Raw genomic sequence first — 19,727 nt, 5'->3', positions numbered from 1 at the left:
AAAATTTATTAAGGAGTTAATCTCGCAAAGAAAATAAGGGGGCATTATGAAAAACTTGATACTCAGTGTTATCGCAAAAATTTCCAAAATGGACGCTGAAGCTAAAGAGCTGGCGGCCAAAGTAGAAGCACAGTCTTTGTTGATAGGCGCGTTGTTACTGACCATTGGTAAAAATGGCGGTATGAACGAAATGCTCGAGAATGTCAGAAAAGCGATCAACGCGGCGCTTGAAGCAGCAGATACGCCGCTCAAATCCGACGCTGAAATGTTACTGAACGAATTCAATAACCTGATTTTATTAACCCAGCTACTCGAAACTAATGACTCAGAGATAAGTATCGAGTCGTTAAAGGAAGCCCCAGGCGAAACGGCCTCAGATTGAAACCCATTCCTAGAGGCTGGAGTTCAGTCTCCAGCTTCTCGTTAAACCCACGCCTTACGCGCAGCGCGCCATGACCGTGTGAGCGTGATTAGACTTTACCAAGCAGAATATTCAACATCCGTCGCAAGGGTTCCGCAGCGCCCCACAACAGCTGATCGCCGACCGTCAGAACCGAGTATATGGGGTCATTGTTAAGCGACATTTTCTTATAACGGCCAATACCCACCTGCAGCGAACCGCTAATGTTAGCGGGAGTCAATTTACTGACACTGTCATCCTTATTATTGGGCACATAGTTAACCCATGGATGGGAATGCGTCACAAGCTCTGCAAATTCTTCTTCGCTGACTTCACGCTTGAGCTTCAGGGTTATTGCAGCACTATGGCAACGGATCACACCGACCCGAATACACAAGCCATTTACTGCAATCGTACCCGGAGAGAGACCAAGAATTTTGTTCGTTTCTGCCTCACCCTTCCATTCTTCTCTGCTATTACCATCCCCTAAATCGCTGTCAATCCATGGAATAATACTGCCCATTAAAGGCGCGCCGAAATTCTGGATGGGCATGTTAGCACTGTTAATTAATTCACTCACTTTATTGACTAAAGGAAGCACTGAACCTGAGGATTCCAGCTCATCAGCAGATAAATATTTACTGATATAAGCGCTTTGAGCAATTAATTCCCGGACATATTTAGCACCCGCTCCGGATGCAGACTGATAGGTCATCACACTCATCCACTCGATCAGGTCAGCTTTAATTAACCCTGACAGTCCCATAAGACTCAGCGTAATGGAACAGTTGCCCCCAACAAAAAGTTTAATTCCCTCTTTGATGGCACGATCGATATTTGTGCGGTTAACCGGGTCGAGAATAATGCAGGCTTTTTCATCCATCCGGAGCGCTGAGGCCGCGTCAATCCAGTAGCCTTGCCAGCCATGGCTAATCAACGCAGGATAAATTGCTTTGGTATAATCCCCGCCCTGACAGGTTATGATGATATCCATTTCGGCCAGGGCGCTAATAGAATTAGCATCTTTGAGTGTGTGGTTGACGCCACCAATGACTGGACCAGCGGCCCCTGCACTGGAAGTACTGTAAAAATGCGCGGAAATATTGTCGAAGTCGTTCTCTTCGACCATTCTTTGTAACAAAACAGAACCCACCATTCCTCGCCAACCAACAATACCAACCTGCTTCATTTGCTTAACCTTAATGACGTTATGAGAATGTTAATTTTTCAAAACATGTTATATCTCATCCCACATTAATGGTCATTACGAATTGCATCACATTCGGCCATTATTAAAATGTTTCATACGGCATCAGCAATTTTTATACCTTTTACACGGCATAATTAATAAAAATTGTGGGGAAGACATAATCAAACAAAAACCGGGCCTCACGCCCGGTTTTGTGGCTGACCTGAATCAGCGCTACGCACTCAACCCGCGATTCTCCAGCATCGGTTCAATCCTCGGATCGTGGCCGCGCCAGTTCCGGTAAAGTTCAGCTCAATCACTACTGCTCCCGCGCGACAGAATCACCTCGCGGAATGTCTGTCCGTTTTCGCGGGTCAAACCACCCTGCTCGACAAGCCACTGATAGCCATCGTCTGCCAGCATTTGCGTCTATAGGTAATCCAGATTCAGTGTTTGATAATACAGGTCAACCTTTTTTATCTGTGGTAAACGTTGCTATTACTTTTTTTTCATCTGCAATTTTACCAAGATTTTCTGGCGCTATTATTCTGCCAACGGGTGTGTATCCGTAGTTTGTCTGAAAGGTCTCATAAAAAAGTACCAGGGTACGATGGCCGTATAACATGAGATCGCCCTGATTAATGGTTCCAGGTTTGACCTGGCGGGTCGGTAAGGGACGGGGCAGATCAGCAAATTTCTCGTTCCCGTTAAGTTCCTCCATCGTTAGAGTCAGGGGAAGCTGTTCAATAAATGCCTTAGCGGCTGGATTATTCTTAAGTTCAACGTAAAAAGTTTGCTGATTGATAGTCATTTTAACGGTCACGGCTTCTTCCTTGTCTGGCTGCAAAGAATTACTGGCACGAACCGGGAATAAAAAGTTCGTGATGATAATAAATAACAGGAATAATATTTTTTTCATCCAGATTCTCTCCTGCAAATGTGCTGCACCTTTCAGGTGCAGCATCAATGATTATTTTAGATAAGCTTTTAAAAAGAAGTCAATTTATCAAATGGGTTCAGATCCGTATGCTTATCTCCGGACTCCTCTCTTACTGGAAATTCTACACGAAAGATGTATGCTGACTAGCTAATGAATGCTTAATGGGCTTATAAGCTATAGTTATGTTTTGTGAGTATTTCACCGATGAAACGTAATCTGAATGACCTGTTTTATTTCATTACCGTCACCCGCGAAGGGAGTTTAACCCGTCGGGAGGCTCAACCAAGGGGGCGCAACCGGCTCTCAGCCAGGCAATATCGGCGTGGGAATATCGGCTGCAGATCAGCCTGCTCATACGAACTACCCGTAACGTATCTCCAATTAATGAGCTGTACTCATAATCAATATAAGTTTATACGCATTATCGAATTAATGCTCTGCTGCTAAGATTATCCCTGTTCAGGAATGTGTCACTGAAGTCTGAAGAGATTGAACCTGTTCTCAGTCTGATAGTGGTGACAACAGCCCATCTCCTATTCAGGAAGAGTAAAAATGACAGATAACATCATAGGCAAAGTAATTGTAATCACGGGCGCATCAAGCGGTATGGGTGAAGCGGCTGCACGTTATCTTGCTGAAAAAGGAGCAAAGGTTGTGATGGCTGCGCGGAGAATAGACCGCATAGAGGCCATTGCGAGTGAGCTCCAAAAGCAGAATAAAGAAGCCATCGCCGTCGCAACCGATGTGACGAAACTTGATGACGTAAACAACCTCATTGAGACTGCGGTCAACAAATTCGGTCGTGTAGATGTTCTTATCAATAATGCCGGCCTGATGCCTCTTTCCCGCCTTGAACAGGGAAATGTCGATGAATGGAATCAGATGATTGATGTCAATCTGCGCGGGGTTCTACACGGGATTGCTGCGGTGTTGCCTTATATGAAATCACAAAAAACAGGTCATATCATTAACACCGCATCTGTTGCTGCACACCTTGTCTTCCAGAGTTCTGCTGTCTATTCGGCGACAAAATTTGCTGTTCGAGCATTAACCGACGGTTTGCGCCAGGAAATGGCGGCACATAACATTCGCGTCACGTTAGTCTCCCCCGGTGCTGTTAAAACAGAACTGCTGGAGCATATAACGGATAAAGATGTTAAGGCTGCAAACCAGGATTACGTTGAAAATGTTGGCGTGCCAGCAGAAACCTTTGCACGCATGGTAGCCTTCGCAATTAATGAACCAGAAGATGTTGGTGTGAGTGAAATTATTTTCAGACCAACGGCTCAGGAATTGTAATTAGTTTAGTGGCGGCAACTGGAGAAAAACTATCAGGATTTAGGCTTTCAGATTCGGCATACCCCTATGCCTTTTCCTAAGCCTAAAAACACGATTTTTCCTGCACCTAACAGCGAGAAATGTCCGCTTCTGGCACAGGCCTGCTGTTGCAGCCCTGACAACCTTAGACTTAAATCGATTCAGAGATCTCTAACGCATCATCTACTTCAATGCCCAGATAGCGGACTGTGCTTTCCAGTTTCTTATGGCCCAACAGAAGTTGGATCACCCTAAGATTCTTGGTTTTCTTGTAGATCAGGTAAGGTTTTGTTCTTCTCATGGAATGTGTGCTGTAAAGCGAATCTGCGAGACCACGCTTTTCTACCCACCCATGAAAGATTCGGTTGTATTGTCGGGTTGATATGTGCTGATTAGTTCCGACCCGAGACCGGAACAAGAAGTCTTTACTGTGCAAATTGCCAAGTTTTATCAATGCAGCAACAGCTTCTCTTGTTCCTTTGGTTATCTCAAATTGCACAGGACTACCGGTTTTCTGTTGCAACACCGTTGCTCTGCTTGAAAACAAGCTACCATATGCCACATCAGATACTTTGAGTTTAACCAGATCACAGCCTCGAAGCTTACTGTCCAGGGCCATATTGAACAGAGCTAAATCGCGCGTTTTACCCTCCAGTTCAAGCCGGTTTAGGATCCCCCAGATATGAGATATTTGAAGTGGTCTTTTTTGGCCGATGATACGGTCTTTGTTCCACGGTGACGTGTTCATACTCAAATCTCCTGCAATGTGGGAGATTTGAGTATGGTTGTCCCTTGTCAGCGAGGAGCGGACCTTAGTGCTGTCCGCCGATTGGTCATGTTTCGGCGAGCCGAGTGGTAATTCAGCTGGCTGCATAGTCATGCATCCGGATAAATTTTACCGGGCGTGTTTCCAGTCGTTTTCCGGGTCAATACATAGCAGTTTTATCTTTTCTCATCGTAAGCGTTGCCAGTAACTCAAAGGCGCTACCGGTAACGACGTTAGGATAAATCTCCTGCTTTTAACAAGCCGATTGCATGGTCAAGTTGCTTATAGAGTTTGTGTCTCAAATCATCTAACTCGTCATTTTCTCGAATTAGAGGTATTCCATTTTTATGGAGAACAATATCGTTAAATGACCCCATCCCGCCGTAGAGTTTTTTCAATGAGTAAATGGATGACTCACAATCAACATCGAGTTCGATGGCCAGTTTTTCAAATGTTTTTGCCCATGAATCCTCCTCATTTGAGGATAGTATTTTAATGATGTCAGTTACTGTTTTCTTTATTTCATTTTTCATTTCAAACCACCACTTCCAAGTATCTTAACGCCAGGTATTTTCCACGGTGCAGGTACTACAACTTGCTCAGAGCCACCGGAAAAAAGGTCTGTTTGATAGCCTACTTCTCCAACATATACTTTCGTTCCCGCGGGTATTTGGATCTCGTGATAGCTATCAAGAGGAGATTCACTTCCATTAGGCCATTTGGGTAGCAGTGCCTTATCTATCCTGGTTTGGAGCACTCCTTGAGGTCGTTCATACCCGAAAAACTGACCTAATGGTCGCCCCTCAACCCCCCCTCTATAGAAACTCGTATCTGTTGATAGAGTGATCTCTTTGTATGTACCACTGGAAAAAGTTTCTGCTAGCTCTTTAGGTAATGGTCCGGGCTTTATCATCGAGTATTCCCCCTCGATTTTTCCCAGAACATGAAGATTGTTAAGCTCACTCACCGCCCCTATTCTGCCGAGCCCAAGACCCGCAGCAACAGAAGCACCAGCAATGATCAGCCCTTTATTGTCCATAACTTGCTTGTAACCCTCTGGCGCATCGCCACCGAGTTGCTGCGCGGTCTGATGGAATCCATCAATATTGCCATTATAGATCCCACCTGCGGCCAACAACCGGCCTGCTGCTTTGCTATTGATGGTTTTTACAGCCTGAGCATGTTGCGCAGGTGCCGCCGGGCGGACGTGATATCCCGGGCGTTTCAGCTGCCGGGACAGGAGGAAGCTGAGCCGGGTATAAAGGAACAGAGGCAGATCATTGCGAAGGTCACCGGATGTCGTCAGCACACCCGAAATAGTATGCCCGGTTATGTCTTTTCTCAGCAGAACGAGCTTCCCGGATTTGATGTCGGCAAGCGTGTCACGGTATGCCATCCACGGTTGCTGCCAGTGAAACGGTTGATAGCGGCTGACAAACCGGGTGTAGCCCTGCGGTAAATTCCACTCCTGGATGATGCGATTGGGCAATGCAGTTTCTGCAAGATCTCCTGCCGCAGTGTCCGGGTGGATAATGTGAGGGATGCCCTCAAGGTAGATGTCGTCCAGTGACATTGCCTGGCTGTGATGAAGCATGGTGCCCCTTTTTCGCTGCTGTTATGCGCCCCATTATTGCGTATTACAGACAACAGGCAAAGCCCCCTAATGCCCCTGTGGCCAGATGCTGGCTCCGCCAGCATCTGGGTTCTATCTGACCGAGGACTGACTAGAAAAGGTCCGCTACGAGCGAGTAGCGGAAGCTCGCAATTGTTATTACCGCGTAGAATGCATTACTAACGTTGCTATGTGTTAACGAACGGGGAGCGGGTCAAGCGCTCTTAACGTCAGCTTTTGTCTAAGCAGACATCTATTTGCTTACTGAAGGGCCGCTATGAGTGCTATGAGCGAGGAGCGGAAGTTCTCCTTCACGCAGGCCCTGCTGCAGGTAATCAGTAGTTATATGTCATAAGGCTCACAAATTTTAGTTTTCCTCTATAGACGGTGCTATATGTTCAACCCAGCAATCTAAAAGAGGCCAACAGACAAGACGATAAATCAACCAGCAAGCATAAATAGCTGAAGCGCTAAAACACCCTCCTGCAGACAACTTCCCGTGCGCTATTTCATGGCGCAGTGACGGACCTGGCTTGTAATTAAAAAGTAAATCAATAATGTTTATTAAATCCCCACCAAAGACCTGCTCCAACTCAGGGCGAAGGCTTTCTAGCATTCCAGATAGAGAACGATCTTCCTGAAGAAGCTCATTATCTAATTTAGAAGTCTCACGGTTCAATGTGTGCATATAAAACCGTATTGAGTTTTCAAGTTGAGGAACGAGAAGGTAAGTAGCAGAAGCATAATCACCCTGAAAAAAGCGAGAAAAGCCTAACGAAAATATATGTTCATGACCACGTGGAACGAATGGGCTTAATGCGGAAATTGATTCGAAATGACGTTCTTCTATAGAAAACCGGGTTGATAAACAATAACGAACAGGGTCTACATAACCTGAAACGAAGTGATGATAAAATAAATCAAGAGTTCTTATATGCCGAGATTTGTACCACTCATCCGATGGATTCCCATCGACAGAAACTGCAGGCGTTTTGGCGTAGACCTTACCCTCTACATCAGTATGAACCCCTCCCATGAAATTACTAAAAAAACTTTCCTTTCGAACAGTGTCAGCGTGGTGACGTAAGTCGCTCTTAGATATAATGTATGGAGCCAGGGCAAATTCATGCAAACAGGCTGAGAGGGAGAGTTCTGAGTAGATTTTAGATGTTTCTTCTCTCTCATTATCGGCATCTATGGGGAGTGTGAATGTTGCAAATTCATCGCGTGATGACATCTGGAAGTCACGCAACTCGGCAATCAACGCTGCTATTCGCTCTTTGTGCCCACCTACAGAACGCAGTTCCCCTATTGCAATGCTTGTCCAGTATGCTTTTGCTGAAGCCTGACTGACATGCTCTCTCATCTTAAGTGTCTGCTCTACTGCCTTCTCTTGGCACTCTCGCTTAGAATCATTGTCCCCATTTTTTTCAAATGCACTTGCCGCTAAATAAAGTACCTTTTTGACAACATCCGGATTTGTATTAGCATCAGTCTTACTTGCTAGTCTCTTGGCATCCTTCGCAACAACACTCCAATCGATTATCTTCTTATTTGCCCCAAACCGCGCTACTCGTTCAAATACTACATACAACTTTAGCTCTAATGCTTTTGCATATACAACATCAAATGCAGATTGTATATTTTGCGGGAATGAGTTTTTCTTCTGTGTTAACGAGGCTATATCGAACACACGTCTTAAGAATTGCTCGAGCTTCCCCATATGATTAAAGGTGCTATAATTCCCCTCCTTCACACTACGGTTACTGTATGTGTCTATTAGTTCGCAATAAGTATTTATTGCTATTGTAGCTGCGTCTTTTTTTCTTTTATCATTAGTCCATATTATATCTGCCACCCGTGCTCGAAGTAGTCTGTTTTCAATTTTAATAACTACGTTTGAAAGAATGTCATTTTGTTCACCTCGGAAGTCGCTAGGTATGTAAGAACGACCATTTGGACCACTCCATACTGGCCCCCACGGTTGGACAGGGTCATCAGCCCTAAAATGAAATGAGCAAACGGCCTTGAACAATTCATACACGCTTTTTGGAGTCTCATTAGAGGAACGAGCTGATGCTTCCAACTGACTATTTAGCTCGTGATAATCACAAGAGGCCGATTCTGGTAGCAAGGAATCAAAGTTAAAAACGGCGAAATCATCTGCTGCCGCCAGAACTACAGGCATGGTCGCCATATCGCTTATTGGTTGGGTGTCGTCTTGTTTAGTTGCCATGATTATTCCTTAATACGGTTTAGTTGAACCTGCCAGTGCAGTGGTCGACAAAATTTGACCGCGGCATGAGACTTTTTAGAACCACTAAAAGTCCGCTTCTGGCACATAACGGCCCTGGAAATTGGGAAAATCACCGGACCCTTAGCAGATCTGAATATCTGGTCGTATATCTCGGCGACAGCATTTCACGTTTCATCTGCCAATACTGCTGTATGCCCTGCCCTGCAAAGTAAAGCGTGCCTTTCCCGTCTTTCGCATTCAGGTGTTCGAGCACCTCAATCAACTTTTCGCTGCCAGCATACGGTGCGTTCTCATCGAAAAGGTTGAGCTGGCTCCCCCCTGGCTGAAGAAGTCACCCGACATTATTCCGGCTTTCTGGTAGCGATGGCCATCCTTCCAGATTTTATCCAGGCACTTTATGCGGCGTTAATGATTTTGGGGAAGAAAAATCGGACAAAAAACCGGGCATCGCGCCCGGTTCTGTTCCCATACTAAAAAAGCCCTTAAGCACTCAATCCACGATTCTCCAGCATCGGTTCAATCTTCGGATCGTGGCCACGCCAGTTCCGGTAAAGTTCAGCTAAATCAGTGCTGTTCCCGCGCGACAAAATCGCTTCACGGAATTTCTGTCCGTTTTCACGCGTCAACCCGCCCTGCTCAACAAACCACTGGTAGCCATCGTCTGCCAGCATTTGCGTCCACAGGTAGGCATAGTATCCCGCCGCGTAGCCGCCGCCGAAGATATGGGCGAAGCATACTATCCAAATATCGTTTTTATTCTTTCTAAACAATAAGTTAACTTGTTATCAAGCCACTGATTTGCACCATTTTCACTCCTAATAGAACCTTATGCTATTCAGTAGGTTGCGTATCGTTTTGGGGAAGAATCTCTCTCAAAAATGCCCCTTCACCCACTCTAAACATTCGCACTTCGCTCAATTAATGAACGATAACCGCTTCGGAACGTAAATAGCCTAACACTTTAACTTTGCGTAGCTCCTTCCAGTGTCTCAACGACCCGCTTTACCGTCTGCCTGACTTCCATCATGCCCCTGTTTCAAAATCATAACGTTTCGGTGCGCACCTCTTTTTCTCCCTGCCCTATACTTTCATTCTGACATCTGGCTGGAGATTTCTATGTGTGGACGTTTTGCACAAGCCCAAAACCGTGAAGAATATCTGGCATACCTGGCCGATGAAGCCGATCGCGACATCGCATACGACCCGGAACCTATTGGTCGGTACAACGTCTCGCCAGGTACCAAAGTTCTTCTGCTTAGCGAACGAGACGAGCAACTGCATCTCGATCCGGTCTTGTGGTCATACGCGCCAGGGTGGTGGGATAAACCGCCACTCATTAACGCGCGCGTCGAGACGGCGGCTACAAGCCGAATGTTTAAACCTCTCTGGCAGCATGGCCGGGCAATCTGCTTTGCAGATGGATGGTACGAGTGGAAGAAAGTAGGCGACAAAAAACAGCCCTACTTCATTCACCGGGCAGATGGCCAGCCGATATTTATGGCAGCAATCGGCAGCACGCCGTTTGAGCGAGGTGATGAAGCGGAAGGCTTTCTGATAGTGACGTCTGCAGCTGATAAGGGTCTGGTCGACATTCACGACCGCAGGCCGCTGGTCCTGTCACCTGAAGCGGCGAGGGAGTGGATGCGACAGGATATAGGCGGAAAGGAAGCTGAAGAGATAGCTGCCGACGGTTCCGTGCCGGCAGACAAGTTTATCTGGCACGCCGTGACGCGCGCCGTGGGTAATGTAAAAAACCAAGGACATGATCTATTAGAACCAGTCTCGCTCTAGTACTATGTATTCACTAATATTGTTCATGGTATAAGCAGGGAATGCCTTATGAATAACTGTCGTGATTGTAGAAATCCAATACACCACGGAGCTAAAAAATGTCACCACTGTGGAAGCTATCAGAACTGGATCCGTCACCTCAATACGTTTGCTCTGTTTACTGGCTTCTTTCTTACATTGCTTTCAATATGGACAATTCCATTTATTAATGGTGTTTTTCAATCTAAACAGGCAGAAATAGTTACCTCTATCATATCTGGCGAGTCAAATAAGCTTCATTTTATGATCGCCAATAACGGTAATCAGCCGGCAGCAATTACTTCTATTGAAATTGACAGCAAGATGAGTTTCGGGATAGGTACATGGTACCTCGACAATCAGCTTGATGGCACACTCCTTGAACCAGGGCAAGCTAAAATACTTAATGCCTCAAACGGGGCACCTATACCTTCCCCTCTTCCCTATGAAATTCAAACGATTTTAAATTCCAAAGAAGATGTTCCAAAAAACTGTACTTTAGTCATCCAATACGTCGAACTTAATGGCAGCAACAAAACTTTTACTTATCCTTTTACGTGTTCGCCTTTCGAGGTATCTCAATCCCATGGCGGCCTATCTGACCGTCAATAAATCGGCATAACGAGTTGTGTAGCGAGGTGAGAGCATGTCACGTTTCATCTGCCACTGCTGCTGTATGCCCTGCCCAGCAAAGTAGAGCGTGCCTTTCCCGTCTTTCGCGTTGAGATGATCGAGAACCTCCATCAACCTCTCGCTACCTGCCCGCGGCGAGTTCTCGTCGAATAGGTTGAGCTGGGCCACTCCCTGGCTAAAGAAGTCCCCAAGCATAATGCCGGCTTTCTGGTACCGGTGGCCATCCTTCCAGATTTTGTCCAGGCACTTTACCGCGGCGTTGATGATGTCGCGGGAATCCTGTGTAGGGGTGAGAAGCTTCATTGAAGCACTGTTACCGTAATACGGCTCGTTAATCGCAAAGGGAGAGGTTTTCACGAACGCAGAAATAAAGCGGCAATACTGATGCTCGCCCCGAAGCTTTTCAGCACCTCTTGCCGCATAACTGCAGATAGCCTGACGCATCTGTTCGTACTCGGTAACGCGTTCGCCGAATGAGCGACTACAGACGATTTCCTGCTTTGCCGGCGCAAACTCTTCAAGATCGAGACAAGGCTCGCCGCGCAGCTCTCGGACTGTCCGCTCGAGTACAACGTTAAAGTGCTTTCTGATTATCCACGTGCTCTGCTCCGAAAGGTCGAGGGCAGTTTTAATGCCCATTGCGTTCAGCTTCTTGCTGATGCGCCTTCCGACGCCCCATACGTCCTCTACAGGCACGATAGCCAACAGCCGACGCTGGCGATCGATATTGGACAAATCAACAACTCCGCCCGTCTGCCTCTGCCATCTCTTGGCGGCATGGTTGGCCAACTTAGCAAGGGTTTTCGTTTGCGCGATCCCAACCCCGACAGTCAGGTGCGTACGCTTAAGAACCGTAGCGCGGATCTCTTTGCCGAACTCCGTCAGGTCCCGGCAGTTGCGAACACCTGCCAGGTCGCAAAAAGCTTCGTCGATACTGTAAATTTCGACGCGAGGGCTCATTTCCTCAAGCGTCGTCATTACCCGGTTTGACATGTCAGCATAGAGCTCGTAATTACTGCTAAAACAAACAACACCAGCGCGCCTGAATAGATCCTTTTGCTTAAAGAACGGCTCGCCCATGGTAATTCCAGCCGCCTTGGCCTCGGCGCTGCGTGCGATTACACAGCCATCGTTATTTGAGAGAACGACAACCGGCCTCCCTCTCAGGTCCGGCCTGAATACAGTCTCGCATGATGCGTAGAACGAATTCACATCACAGAGCGCGAACATGTTCAGCTCGCCGATTTAACGATGAAAGTCACGACGCCGAAAACGTCCAGCGTGTCTTCACTGCCGACGATAATCGGCGAATAAGCGCTGTTCATCGGATTAAGCTGAACGGTTGGGCGGAGCTGCAGACGTTTGACTGTGAATTCTCCTTCAACTGCGGCAATTACGATATCTCCGTGTTCAGCAGTTCGGGAGCTATCCACCACCAGCAGATCACCGTCGCTAATCCCGGCCTCTATCATCGAGTCGCCTGCGGCCTTTACGAAATACGTCGAGCTGGGATGTGCAACTAAAAGCTCATTGAGATCAATACGCTGCTCAACGTAATCAGCTGCCGGACTCGGGAAACCACACTGCACTAAGTCACTGAAAAGCGGGAGAACAATAATTTCTCTCAGTTCTGTAGGTCTGAAGAATTCCATTACGCACACCTCGAATACTGTATTTATATACAGTAGTTTTATTTTTGAGGGTTCGCAATACACCGGATTCCTTATGGCTGTACAAAGCTTCACCGCTTCGCTTGTAAGTTTCTATCTCTCTTCGAATTATCACCTTTGTAAATTTTTCGAGTTCTGATTCAGATGTGTATATTTAGACCAATCCTTAGTGTTCTTCGCCAGCAAAAGGCATTGAGCATTACTGGCTTCACCGCTACTTACTACCAAACTGGTAACATTACTAACCTTCCTTACACCGAAAAATTAGTAGGTTAACCAGCCGTTTATTATCTATTATCATTCCGGCGAATTGATAATCGAAAACGGGAGTAAGAGCTTGCAGATTTGCATGATGGATTATGGCCGGCTGTCGACAGATGGGAAAACGCTCAAGCTGGATTGTTATGGTATTGGATCATTTGACGTTCTGTCAGGGATCGAACGATATATCAACAATCCTAACTGCTCAGATATTGAAAAGGCCGCGATTCCACCCGGTACTTACTGGATTGTTGATCGACCCACTGGTAGTTTCGTTAACCAGGCGAGAGCTGAAATAATCGATCTGGCACACCTGTATAAAAACCATCACTCTGAATGGTTCGGTTTGTACAGTGCGCAAACCATGAGCGATTACGTCTATGTTAACGGTACGAGACGTGGCAGTTTCAGGCTCCACCCTCTCAATACTGATGGTTCTGGTGTATCGTGGGGCTGCATCACCCTTTACAGAGCAGCTGATTTCCAGATTCTTCGTAATGCATTACTCAAACGGAAAAAAGTGACTGTACCCGGCGGAAAAGGATTAATGGCATACGGGCGTATTGATGTTCGTGGTGTTCCTGACTTCAGTAAATGTGGTGTGAGATGAAAATCATAATATTCGTTGCTTTGCTTATTGTCTGTTTTATCCTCATTCCCGATAGCTGGATTAATGATGTTTTCATGCAACATATCCGGATATCAGGTGATGGTGAAGAGGCCATGAATAACTATGATTTCACAGTAATTTTTATTAAATTTTCTCTGTCTGCATTAATAGCGTTCTTGCTGATAAGACTGAAGAAACTACTGAAGAAATGATTTTGGTCATCAAAACTATCGATGTCGCCGCTGCTTGTTCTTTCGATTGGGCCGCGGCGCTAAACTTCCATGGCTAAGAAAATTTTTTCTTAAGCTCATTAAGTTCTTTCTGTGTTTTTTCCAACTGCTTAATGACGTAATTGAGAGCCAGTGCTGTATCGAGCATGATGACATTGCTATCCAGCGCCAGCGTATCGTCAGCGTCAACCCTGTTGCCTTCGCCATCAAATTTCGGTGTTGCCGGGACCAACTTTACATACTCGCTGTCAATCTTCATGACATCCTGAGCAATGACGCCTCGACGGACTCTTTCACGGGGATCATCGTTGTAGATATATGTCGCCGGTTGGAATTGCTTGATGTTTTCGTACGACTGAGACCCATCATCGTATTTCACGCTATGTTTCAGTGTGACATCACAGTTAGGCTGTTTTGAGAAAATATAGTTACCTGAGAAGCCGCCACTTCCAGATACAGAAATATCAGCGGTGACTGTATTAAACGAGAAAATGCGCGTTCCTGCAGATCCACCATCACCAATTGTTGCCAGTTCAATGGATGGCCAGTTGCTTGGCCCCTGGGAGATAGATCCAAGAGCGGTAACGGCGTGATATCCCCCTGAGCAATAGGTATGCCACCTGCCAAATGGCACAAAACCACTATCGTTTGGAGTTGATAGGTTTGGGCGTGAAAAAGATGTGTTGGTGCCGTAACCGTTAACCACTACCTGATAGCTCCCACCTTGCCCTTCGCCTGGGCAAAAGTTGACTTTTGACTGAAACGCTCCGTAAGGGTACCAGCGGAAATCAGCATTGGTACCTACACCATCATAGATGTTCATTTGTACACGGGCTAAATCCCTTGATGATCCACGTACAGCGCCAAGCCTCCATGTGCCAGCATAGTAATTACCAGAAAGCCAGTTTACATAGTTCTCTACCGGTCCGTCTGATGATGCATTAGACAGTGTGATCGCCTTATTCCCACCAGTCCCCGTTGCAACGCCAACTTCATTACCTGGGGTGGAGATAATACTACCGGTTACTGTACCGCCCGTTTTTCCTTCTATTGTCTTAAGCCGCGTATCATCTCCGGCCGCCACGGTTCCGGCAGCCGTTCCAACGTTCCTGGTGGCGCTGTTTCCTAAACCGAGGTTTGTGCGAGCGTCTTCTGCCTTCGTTGCACCGGTACCGCCGTCAGCAACAGCCAGCGCACCGTTGCTCCCTTTCTGCGCCAGTTTCCCGATGCCGGGGATGGTTACGGAGGTGCCGTTGATTGTTACAGTGATACTCTGATTTGCTGATGTGGTGGCGAACGTCTCCCACGCACCGATATTCTCGTCATACTCGTTAATGAGCTGAGACATCGCCTGCGCCAGGCCATCGACCGAGATATTGTCAGATACCAGAATGCCGTACTTCTGGCCGCTCAGCGCCGGAGAAGCAGCAGGCGTAACCGTCATTGACGTGGCGCTGTTCACGGATGAAATCTGGAACATCTGGACCGGGTTAGACATGACGAAAATCGTCTGGCAAGCGCGAACCTGGCTGGCCGGTGCCGTCCAGTTTGTGCCAGTGCCGGTTGCGGTATTTCCGTTAATAGCGATAGTGCCAGTATTATAAAGCATAGGTGCCTCTTAATTAATTGATCGCTATAAACGATCAATAACTAAATATTGATTCGCATAAACGATCTGAATAATTAATGTTTATTTGTGAATATGGGCACCCCACTAATTAATGGAATGCAAAAATGAAAAAGAACTATTTGTCGATGCTTATGGGCGTGACTTTATTGTCTCTGTCATCACTGTCAGTGGCTTCTGAAACGGGACACACATCTAACCCTGGATATGGCGATGGTGGAACAGCACAAAAACGCCAGATTGACGCCTGTGTTAACGCGAATACGTCCACTGTCACGTCTTACGATAATGTCTCACACGTTAAGCCATGTACTGGTGGCGTCTCTTACAAAGACAGAGAACTCCCGGCCCAAAAAATTAAAGCACCATTCAAGTAAAATAAATAAAGCCCCTGATGGGGCTTTATTTTTATGACGCGGAAAATGAACCTGAGCCACGTGCAATCTGCAACACCGGCGAAAGAATCTCTTTCTTCGATGCGTTAGTTCCTCCCGACATATCATTTACGCTTATTGATGCAGTCACTACCTGTTTCGTAATTCCGCTTTTCGCAAAAATCACCGGGACCGCTACAGCGTTGGTTGTATTTCGGGTTGAACAGGTTACCCACTGATAATCCTTTGTGGTTCCGTCAATGGTCACTGATATCCGCGCAGTGGCATCGTCGCCAGATACGCCATATATCAATACAACCGCTGATACAATTACTGTCTTAGGCTTGCTGGTTCCGGTTGTATCCGTATAAGTCAGATTGGTCGTTACACCTCCTGAGCCGGATCTGGATTTATCCAGACCGACACCTGCGTTAACCACATCACCGACAAAATTCTCAGCCTCCACTGTACCCCTGAATGAACCACTGGTTGCCGTCACTTTCCCGGTAAACTCCCCGTTCGTGGCGTAAACCGTTCCACGCACGGTGACATTATTGAACACGGCATAACCGGATTTGTTGATGTGCCAGCCAACGTTTCCGGTTCCATCCCAGGTTGTCGACTGGATGTAGTTGCCGAGTTTAAGGTTGCCGATTGTCCCGTCACCAATGAGCGTTTCCCGGATGATGGTCTGCCCGTTCTGAATAACAAACGGAAGCGTAACCGTGGCTCCGGCGTACTGGGTCACAGCAAAGCGGTCAGCCAGAAAAACAACCTGCGACTGCATGCCACCAGGGGTATTCTCAACCCCAATCCCCATCCCTGCTGCGTAATACTGACCATTGCTCGATAACCCAACTTTAATGCTGTACATCGCTTCCAGGTCACCATTCACGTTGGCAATGGCCTGCGCGTTGGTTGTGATCGCTGCAGTGTGTCCATTGACTGTCGCTGTGATGCTGTTTACCTGCGTGGCCATAGCCTGCTGGTAATCCGAGAACGTCTGGTTCAGGCTGTTGATGGAAGCTTTGTTGCCGTTCACGTCAGTCTGCAAACTCAGCAAAGATCGCGCCGTTGCCTCCTTCTCGTTGACGATCACCTCATCAATGCGGTCCAGCTGCGCGCTGTTACCGGCAACCGAAGCAGACAGAGTTTTACGCGTGGCTACCTGAGCCAAGTTTCCCTGGATAATAGCGATTGCCGAGTTCTTCACCCCGCCCGTCATGCCGTCCATGGACACACTGATGTTATCGATGCGCTGGCCCAGCGCGGTATCAGCCGTCGCCACGGTCTGCTTAAGCTCCGAGAGAGAAGACGATACATCTCCGACCGTGCTGGAAAGCTCATTAACGCTGGTCTGAACCTTCCCGACGTCCTGGGCGTTTTTGGCGATATCCTTCGCATGCTGCTCAAGTTCATCATTGGCCTGTTTGATGTCGTCAGCCATGCCAGCAATTTTTTCATTGCTGTCCACCGCGTTCTCGATCAGGTCTTTGAAGGTATCAGAGTCTTTAATTTCCTCCAGGATCACATCGGTGATGTCGGAGACATCGATACTGGCCTGTCCTCGCACCCATTCTGTATACCCTGATTCGTTGCCGCTGCGGTCCACCAGCTGTGCGCGGTACCAGAAAATCTGCCCAGCCTTAAGGCCCATCTGCTGATATTTGCGCTGCGGGTATGGCACATCGGCCAGCAGCATCGCATCGTCTTCGGTACCGGTGAGGCTGTACTGAATTTCCGTCTTCAGCGTGTCGCTGGTATTCGCCGGGAATCCCCAATTCAACTCGATACCGAATACCACGCTTTCAGAAGCGATGAAGTCAACCGGCTTCGGTGGATTGCCCACTTTACCCGTCAGCGTTTTCTCTTCTGCATAGCCCCATCCTGATGAAATTTCTGCGGCATTGATTGCGCGCACACGCACCAGGTATCGTCCCGCGTAAATGCCCGGCACGTCGAAAGACGTGGTGGAGCTGCGCGGCACGTTAACCCAGTTCCCATCGTTTCGGCGCCATTGCGCTTCATAGGCGATTGCATTCTGCGCCTGGTCCCAGCTCACGCGCATCGTTTCGACGCTGATATTCTGCTGAACCACTGAAAACGAGCTGATGACAATGTTGGCAGGCGGCGACTGGTTACCCGGCGGGATGACACTCACTGGCCGCTGGTCAATGATGGCTCCGGTATCGATACGGGCATATTTATCCGGATCGTGATTTGCACCGACGATTGTGAACGTGCCGTCATTATTATCAGTTACCGTAATAACGCGATACTGCTGTGCGTAGAGCTCATCAGACTCAATGACCCATACGGCCTCAGCCACAGGCGTTTCACTGTAATCGGTAGTAACGGTCACTTTATTGCCCGTTATCGACTGAATGGTGCGTGACTGCGAAACACCCGATGGAAGATTGACAATCATCCTGTCGGCTGCCGAAGCATCCGGCACCCTGTCCAGCGTCAGCACGCGACCATTCACCGCAGAGATACGGCCGCCCAGGTCGCGCCCGGAAAGATTTCGGTCAGCTACAGCGATCACATAGCCAGGCTGCGGAATGTTACCGTCTTCCCCTACATTGAAAGTAACAACGCGATCTTTGTTATTGGTGAGGATCCCCCAGCGCCCCTTTCGGTTCGCCTCCGATTGCCGGGTACAACCAATAGCTGTTATCTCAAGTTGATTAAATCCATAACGCGAAACCAGCGCCTGCTCAAAAACAGGCTCCATCGCATCAGAATAAGCGTTATCAGGATCAGACCAGGACACCAGCGCATTGGTGTAACGGTTCTTTGTGGTGCTGCTGGAATAGGTAAAGCGGCCATCAATAACGTTCGCATGCGTATATGTAAAATCAACATCTCTCGGCATGTCCGCCAGCGCCACAATCTGGTCGTCGCCCCAGTAGGTCATCCCACGGAATATGGCAGCAAAATCACGCAGGACCGTATAAGCGTCGTTGCGTTCCTGAATGTAGACGTTGCAGGTATAACGTGGTTCGGTACCACTTCCGCCTTTGCCATCCGGTACCATTTGATCGCAATACTGCGCAACCTGATAGAGTGTCCATTTATCTATGTTGGCCGTTGTAAGACGATCCCCAAGTCCGAAACGGTCACTAACCACCAGATCGTAGAAAATCCATGCAGGGTTATCGGTCCAGGCCCATTTAAATGTCCCAGTCCACATACCACTATATATGCGGGTTTCGGGGTCGTAGGTATCTGGAACGCGGATAACGCGGCCGCGAGGCTCGCAGGAGATCTGCGGGATAGAACCGTTAAACTGGCTGGAATCGAATTCGATATAAAGCAACGCTGTGTTTGGATAGCGTAATTTGGCGTCAATTACCTCGGTGAAGCTCTGCAGCATCATCGTGTCGCCGATCTTCGCGCTGTTGGCATCAGACGTAATCTTACGCAGTCGGATTGTCCAGGTACTGCCAGCCTGAGGTAAATCAATACGGTGGCTGCGCTCGTAACCTGAAGTCGTTTTGCCGGTCACGCTGGTATTGAGTACCGTCTGCCATGTGCCGCCGTCCGTCTGCAAGTCAATTGCGTAGTTGACCGAATAGCCAACCAGATCGCCATCGTCCTCCTGTTTGAAGAGAGAAGGCCATTTCAGACGCAGACGAACCGCAGAGAGTTGGGTGTTGGTAAAAGTACGCGTCCATGCAGTGATACTGGAAACTTCGGTACCTACATTGATTTCGTTTTCGGTACCTGGGATCCCTTGAATGTATTTTTGCGCCTGAGTTCCAGAACGAAACTCCCAAGCCACACCGCTGAAGTTCTCGGAACCATCTGCGTTCTCAAGTGCAGTGCCATCGAGATAAATATCGCGCGCAGTGAGGCCACCAGCAAACTCACCCTCTCCCAACGCGAGAAGGATTTTCGCCTTGGCTACTGACTGCAGATCGTCTGGCTGTTCTGTAGGAGTTCTTGAGCTTGAACTGCCGCCCTTGCGGCCTCTAATCGGGGTAGATGTAGCCATATTGCGCCCATAAAAAAAGCCACCCAGAGGTGGCT

At 47.7% G+C, this 19,727-nt stretch carries 18 protein-coding genes and 3 pseudogenes; 8 read left to right on the top strand and 13 right to left on the bottom strand.

The features are described 5' to 3' along the window. The first annotated feature begins 46 nt into the window (after positions 1 to 46). Entirely contained in the window at positions 47 to 382 is a 336-nt protein-coding gene (gene iraP, locus AM379_RS18830) for an anti-adapter protein IraP (protein WP_014169912.1), read from the top strand. 88 nt (positions 383 to 470) lie between these two features. On the opposite strand, the gene asd is transcribed toward iraP, so the two are convergent. The 3 genes and pseudogenes from asd to AM379_RS18815 form a co-directional block, all read right to left on the bottom strand. Next, positions 471 to 1,589 carry an aspartate-semialdehyde dehydrogenase gene (gene asd / locus AM379_RS18825; protein ID WP_106504068.1) on the bottom strand — a complete coding sequence of 373 codons (1,119 nt, stop codon included), beginning with the start codon at positions 1,587 to 1,589 and terminating at the stop codon, positions 471 to 473. 234 nt (positions 1,590 to 1,823) lie between these two features. After that, a pseudogene (locus tag AM379_RS18820) lies at positions 1,824 to 2,018 on the bottom strand (M3 family metallopeptidase); the annotation flags it as partial. A gap of 37 nt (positions 2,019 to 2,055) precedes the next feature. Beyond that, entirely contained in the window at positions 2,056 to 2,508 is a 453-nt protein-coding gene (locus tag AM379_RS18815) for a cyclophilin-like fold protein (protein ID WP_106504067.1), read from the bottom strand. A 225-nt stretch (positions 2,509 to 2,733) separates the two neighbouring features. On the opposite strand from AM379_RS18815, the pseudogene AM379_RS24405 reads away from it, so the two are divergent. Together AM379_RS24405 and AM379_RS18805 are read left to right on the top strand one after the other, a co-directional pair. Further along, positions 2,734 to 2,909 (top strand): annotated as a pseudogene (locus AM379_RS24405) (helix-turn-helix domain-containing protein); the annotation flags it as partial. Between the two features lie 172 nt (positions 2,910 to 3,081). After that, the gene (locus AM379_RS18805) at positions 3,082 to 3,828 is read left to right on the top strand and encodes an SDR family oxidoreductase (protein WP_032681105.1); all 747 of its coding nucleotides are present in this window, start codon (positions 3,082 to 3,084) and stop codon (positions 3,826 to 3,828) included. 169 nt (positions 3,829 to 3,997) lie between these two features. Here the strand turns inward: AM379_RS18805 and AM379_RS18800 are convergent, their stop codons facing one another. The 6 genes and pseudogenes from AM379_RS18800 to AM379_RS18775 form a co-directional block, all read right to left on the bottom strand. Further along, positions 3,998 to 4,594: a site-specific integrase gene (locus AM379_RS18800; RefSeq protein WP_032678068.1), complete on the bottom strand. Its 597-nt coding sequence runs from the start codon at positions 4,592 to 4,594 to the stop codon at positions 3,998 to 4,000. A gap of 251 nt (positions 4,595 to 4,845) precedes the next feature. Further along, a complete protein-coding gene (locus AM379_RS18795; protein WP_032678067.1) occupies positions 4,846 to 5,145 on the bottom strand; it encodes a DUF6966 domain-containing protein in 300 nt (99 codons plus the stop codon). Then, positions 5,142 to 6,206, bottom strand: a complete 1,065-nt coding sequence (locus AM379_RS18790) for a hypothetical protein (protein WP_106504066.1) — start codon at positions 6,204 to 6,206, stop codon at positions 5,142 to 5,144. Before AM379_RS18790 ends, AM379_RS18795 begins: the two co-directional genes overlap by 4 nt. Before the next feature lie 385 nt (positions 6,207 to 6,591). Next, positions 6,592 to 8,460, bottom strand: coding sequence for a DUF4209 domain-containing protein (locus AM379_RS18785; RefSeq protein WP_106504065.1), 1,869 nt, complete (start codon positions 8,458 to 8,460; stop codon positions 6,592 to 6,594). Positions 8,461 to 8,590: 130 nt separating this feature from the next. Continuing rightward, positions 8,591 to 8,880, bottom strand: a pseudogene (locus tag AM379_RS18780) (DUF4113 domain-containing protein); the annotation flags it as partial. An 83-nt stretch (positions 8,881 to 8,963) separates the two neighbouring features. Further along, positions 8,964 to 9,251 (bottom strand): M3 family metallopeptidase, encoded by a 288-nt coding sequence (locus AM379_RS18775; protein WP_257791438.1) that lies wholly within the window; start codon positions 9,249 to 9,251, stop codon positions 8,964 to 8,966. Positions 9,252 to 9,597: 346 nt separating this feature from the next. Between AM379_RS18775 and AM379_RS18770 the strand changes: the two genes are divergently transcribed. Further along, positions 9,598 to 10,272 (top strand): SOS response-associated peptidase, encoded by a 675-nt coding sequence (locus tag AM379_RS18770; RefSeq protein ID WP_106504064.1) that lies wholly within the window; start codon positions 9,598 to 9,600, stop codon positions 10,270 to 10,272. A gap of 48 nt (positions 10,273 to 10,320) precedes the next feature. Next, the gene (locus AM379_RS18765) at positions 10,321 to 10,902 is read left to right on the top strand and encodes a hypothetical protein (protein WP_106504063.1); all 582 of its coding nucleotides are present in this window, start codon (positions 10,321 to 10,323) and stop codon (positions 10,900 to 10,902) included. Here the strand turns inward: AM379_RS18765 and AM379_RS18760 are convergent. After that, positions 10,885 to 12,153, bottom strand: coding sequence for a Y-family DNA polymerase (locus tag AM379_RS18760; protein WP_106504062.1), 1,269 nt, complete (start codon positions 12,151 to 12,153; stop codon positions 10,885 to 10,887). The genes AM379_RS18765 and AM379_RS18760 overlap by 18 nt on opposite strands. 2 nt (positions 12,154 to 12,155) lie before the next feature. Further along, entirely contained in the window at positions 12,156 to 12,575 is a 420-nt protein-coding gene (locus AM379_RS18755) for a translesion error-prone DNA polymerase V autoproteolytic subunit (RefSeq protein ID WP_079230832.1), read from the bottom strand. 367 nt (positions 12,576 to 12,942) lie between these two features. On the opposite strand from AM379_RS18755, the gene AM379_RS18750 reads away from it, so the two are divergent. Next, positions 12,943 to 13,464, top strand: coding sequence for a DUF2778 domain-containing protein (locus tag AM379_RS18750; RefSeq protein WP_409196970.1), 522 nt, complete (start codon positions 12,943 to 12,945; stop codon positions 13,462 to 13,464). Between the two features lie 285 nt (positions 13,465 to 13,749). Here AM379_RS18750 and AM379_RS24125 read toward each other — a convergent pair whose 3' ends face one another. Then, positions 13,750 to 15,042: a tail fiber domain-containing protein gene (locus AM379_RS24125; protein WP_158701861.1), complete on the bottom strand. Its 1,293-nt coding sequence runs from the start codon at positions 15,040 to 15,042 to the stop codon at positions 13,750 to 13,752. A gap of 43 nt (positions 15,043 to 15,085) precedes the next feature. Here AM379_RS24125 and AM379_RS24400 point away from each other — a divergent pair, with 43 nt between their 5' ends. After that, on the top strand, positions 15,086 to 15,298 hold the full coding sequence (locus AM379_RS24400; RefSeq protein WP_158701860.1) for a hypothetical protein: 213 nt from the start codon (positions 15,086 to 15,088) through the stop codon (positions 15,296 to 15,298). A gap of 130 nt (positions 15,299 to 15,428) precedes the next feature. Then, positions 15,429 to 15,698 carry a hypothetical protein gene (locus tag AM379_RS24115; protein WP_158701859.1) on the top strand — a complete coding sequence of 90 codons (270 nt, stop codon included), beginning with the start codon at positions 15,429 to 15,431 and terminating at the stop codon, positions 15,696 to 15,698. 31 nt (positions 15,699 to 15,729) lie between these two features. Here the strand turns inward: AM379_RS24115 and gpJ are convergent, their stop codons facing one another. Further along, positions 15,730 to 19,692 carry a TipJ family phage tail tip protein gene (gene gpJ, locus AM379_RS18735; protein WP_106504059.1) on the bottom strand — a complete coding sequence of 1,321 codons (3,963 nt, stop codon included), beginning with the start codon at positions 19,690 to 19,692 and terminating at the stop codon, positions 15,730 to 15,732. Positions 19,693 to 19,727 lie beyond the last annotated feature (35 nt).

Source organism: Enterobacter cloacae complex sp. FDA-CDC-AR_0132, from assembly GCF_003010695.1.
Lineage (GTDB): Bacteria > Pseudomonadota > Gammaproteobacteria > Enterobacterales > Enterobacteriaceae > Enterobacter > Enterobacter ludwigii.
This window is presented reverse-complemented; position numbering and strand designations above follow the sequence as displayed.

What these genes read in the sequence shown, in the direction of transcription:
- iraP (WP_014169912.1), top strand. Translation starts at nt 47, where the DNA reads ATGAAAAACTTGATACTCAGTGTTATCGCAAAAATTTCCAAAATGGAC.
- asd (WP_106504068.1), bottom strand. Translation starts at nt 1,589, where the DNA reads ATGAAGCAGGTTGGTATTGTTGGTTGGCGAGGAATGGTGGGTTCTGTT.
- AM379_RS18815 (WP_106504067.1), bottom strand. Translation starts at nt 2,508, where the DNA reads ATGAAAAAAATATTATTCCTGTTATTTATTATCATCACGAACTTTTTA.
- AM379_RS18805 (WP_032681105.1), top strand. Translation starts at nt 3,082, where the DNA reads ATGACAGATAACATCATAGGCAAAGTAATTGTAATCACGGGCGCATCA.
- AM379_RS18800 (WP_032678068.1), bottom strand. Translation starts at nt 4,594, where the DNA reads ATGAACACGTCACCGTGGAACAAAGACCGTATCATCGGCCAAAAAAGA.
- AM379_RS18795 (WP_032678067.1), bottom strand. Translation starts at nt 5,145, where the DNA reads ATGAAAAATGAAATAAAGAAAACAGTAACTGACATCATTAAAATACTA.
- AM379_RS18790 (WP_106504066.1), bottom strand. Translation starts at nt 6,206, where the DNA reads ATGCTTCATCACAGCCAGGCAATGTCACTGGACGACATCTACCTTGAG.
- AM379_RS18785 (WP_106504065.1), bottom strand. Translation starts at nt 8,460, where the DNA reads ATGGCAACTAAACAAGACGACACCCAACCAATAAGCGATATGGCGACC.
- AM379_RS18770 (WP_106504064.1), top strand. Translation starts at nt 9,598, where the DNA reads ATGTGTGGACGTTTTGCACAAGCCCAAAACCGTGAAGAATATCTGGCA.
- AM379_RS18765 (WP_106504063.1), top strand. Translation starts at nt 10,321, where the DNA reads ATGAATAACTGTCGTGATTGTAGAAATCCAATACACCACGGAGCTAAA.
- AM379_RS18760 (WP_106504062.1), bottom strand. Translation starts at nt 12,153, where the DNA reads ATGTTCGCGCTCTGTGATGTGAATTCGTTCTACGCATCATGCGAGACT.
- AM379_RS18755 (WP_079230832.1), bottom strand. Translation starts at nt 12,575, where the DNA reads ATGGAATTCTTCAGACCTACAGAACTGAGAGAAATTATTGTTCTCCCG.
- AM379_RS18750 (WP_409196970.1), top strand. Translation starts at nt 12,943, where the DNA reads ATGATGGATTATGGCCGGCTGTCGACAGATGGGAAAACGCTCAAGCTG.
- AM379_RS24125 (WP_158701861.1), bottom strand. Translation starts at nt 15,042, where the DNA reads ATGTCTCAGCTCATTAACGAGTATGACGAGAATATCGGTGCGTGGGAG.
- AM379_RS24400 (WP_158701860.1), top strand. Translation starts at nt 15,086, where the DNA reads ATGCCGTACTTCTGGCCGCTCAGCGCCGGAGAAGCAGCAGGCGTAACC.
- AM379_RS24115 (WP_158701859.1), top strand. Translation starts at nt 15,429, where the DNA reads ATGAAAAAGAACTATTTGTCGATGCTTATGGGCGTGACTTTATTGTCT.
- gpJ (WP_106504059.1), bottom strand. Translation starts at nt 19,692, where the DNA reads ATGGCTACATCTACCCCGATTAGAGGCCGCAAGGGCGGCAGTTCAAGC.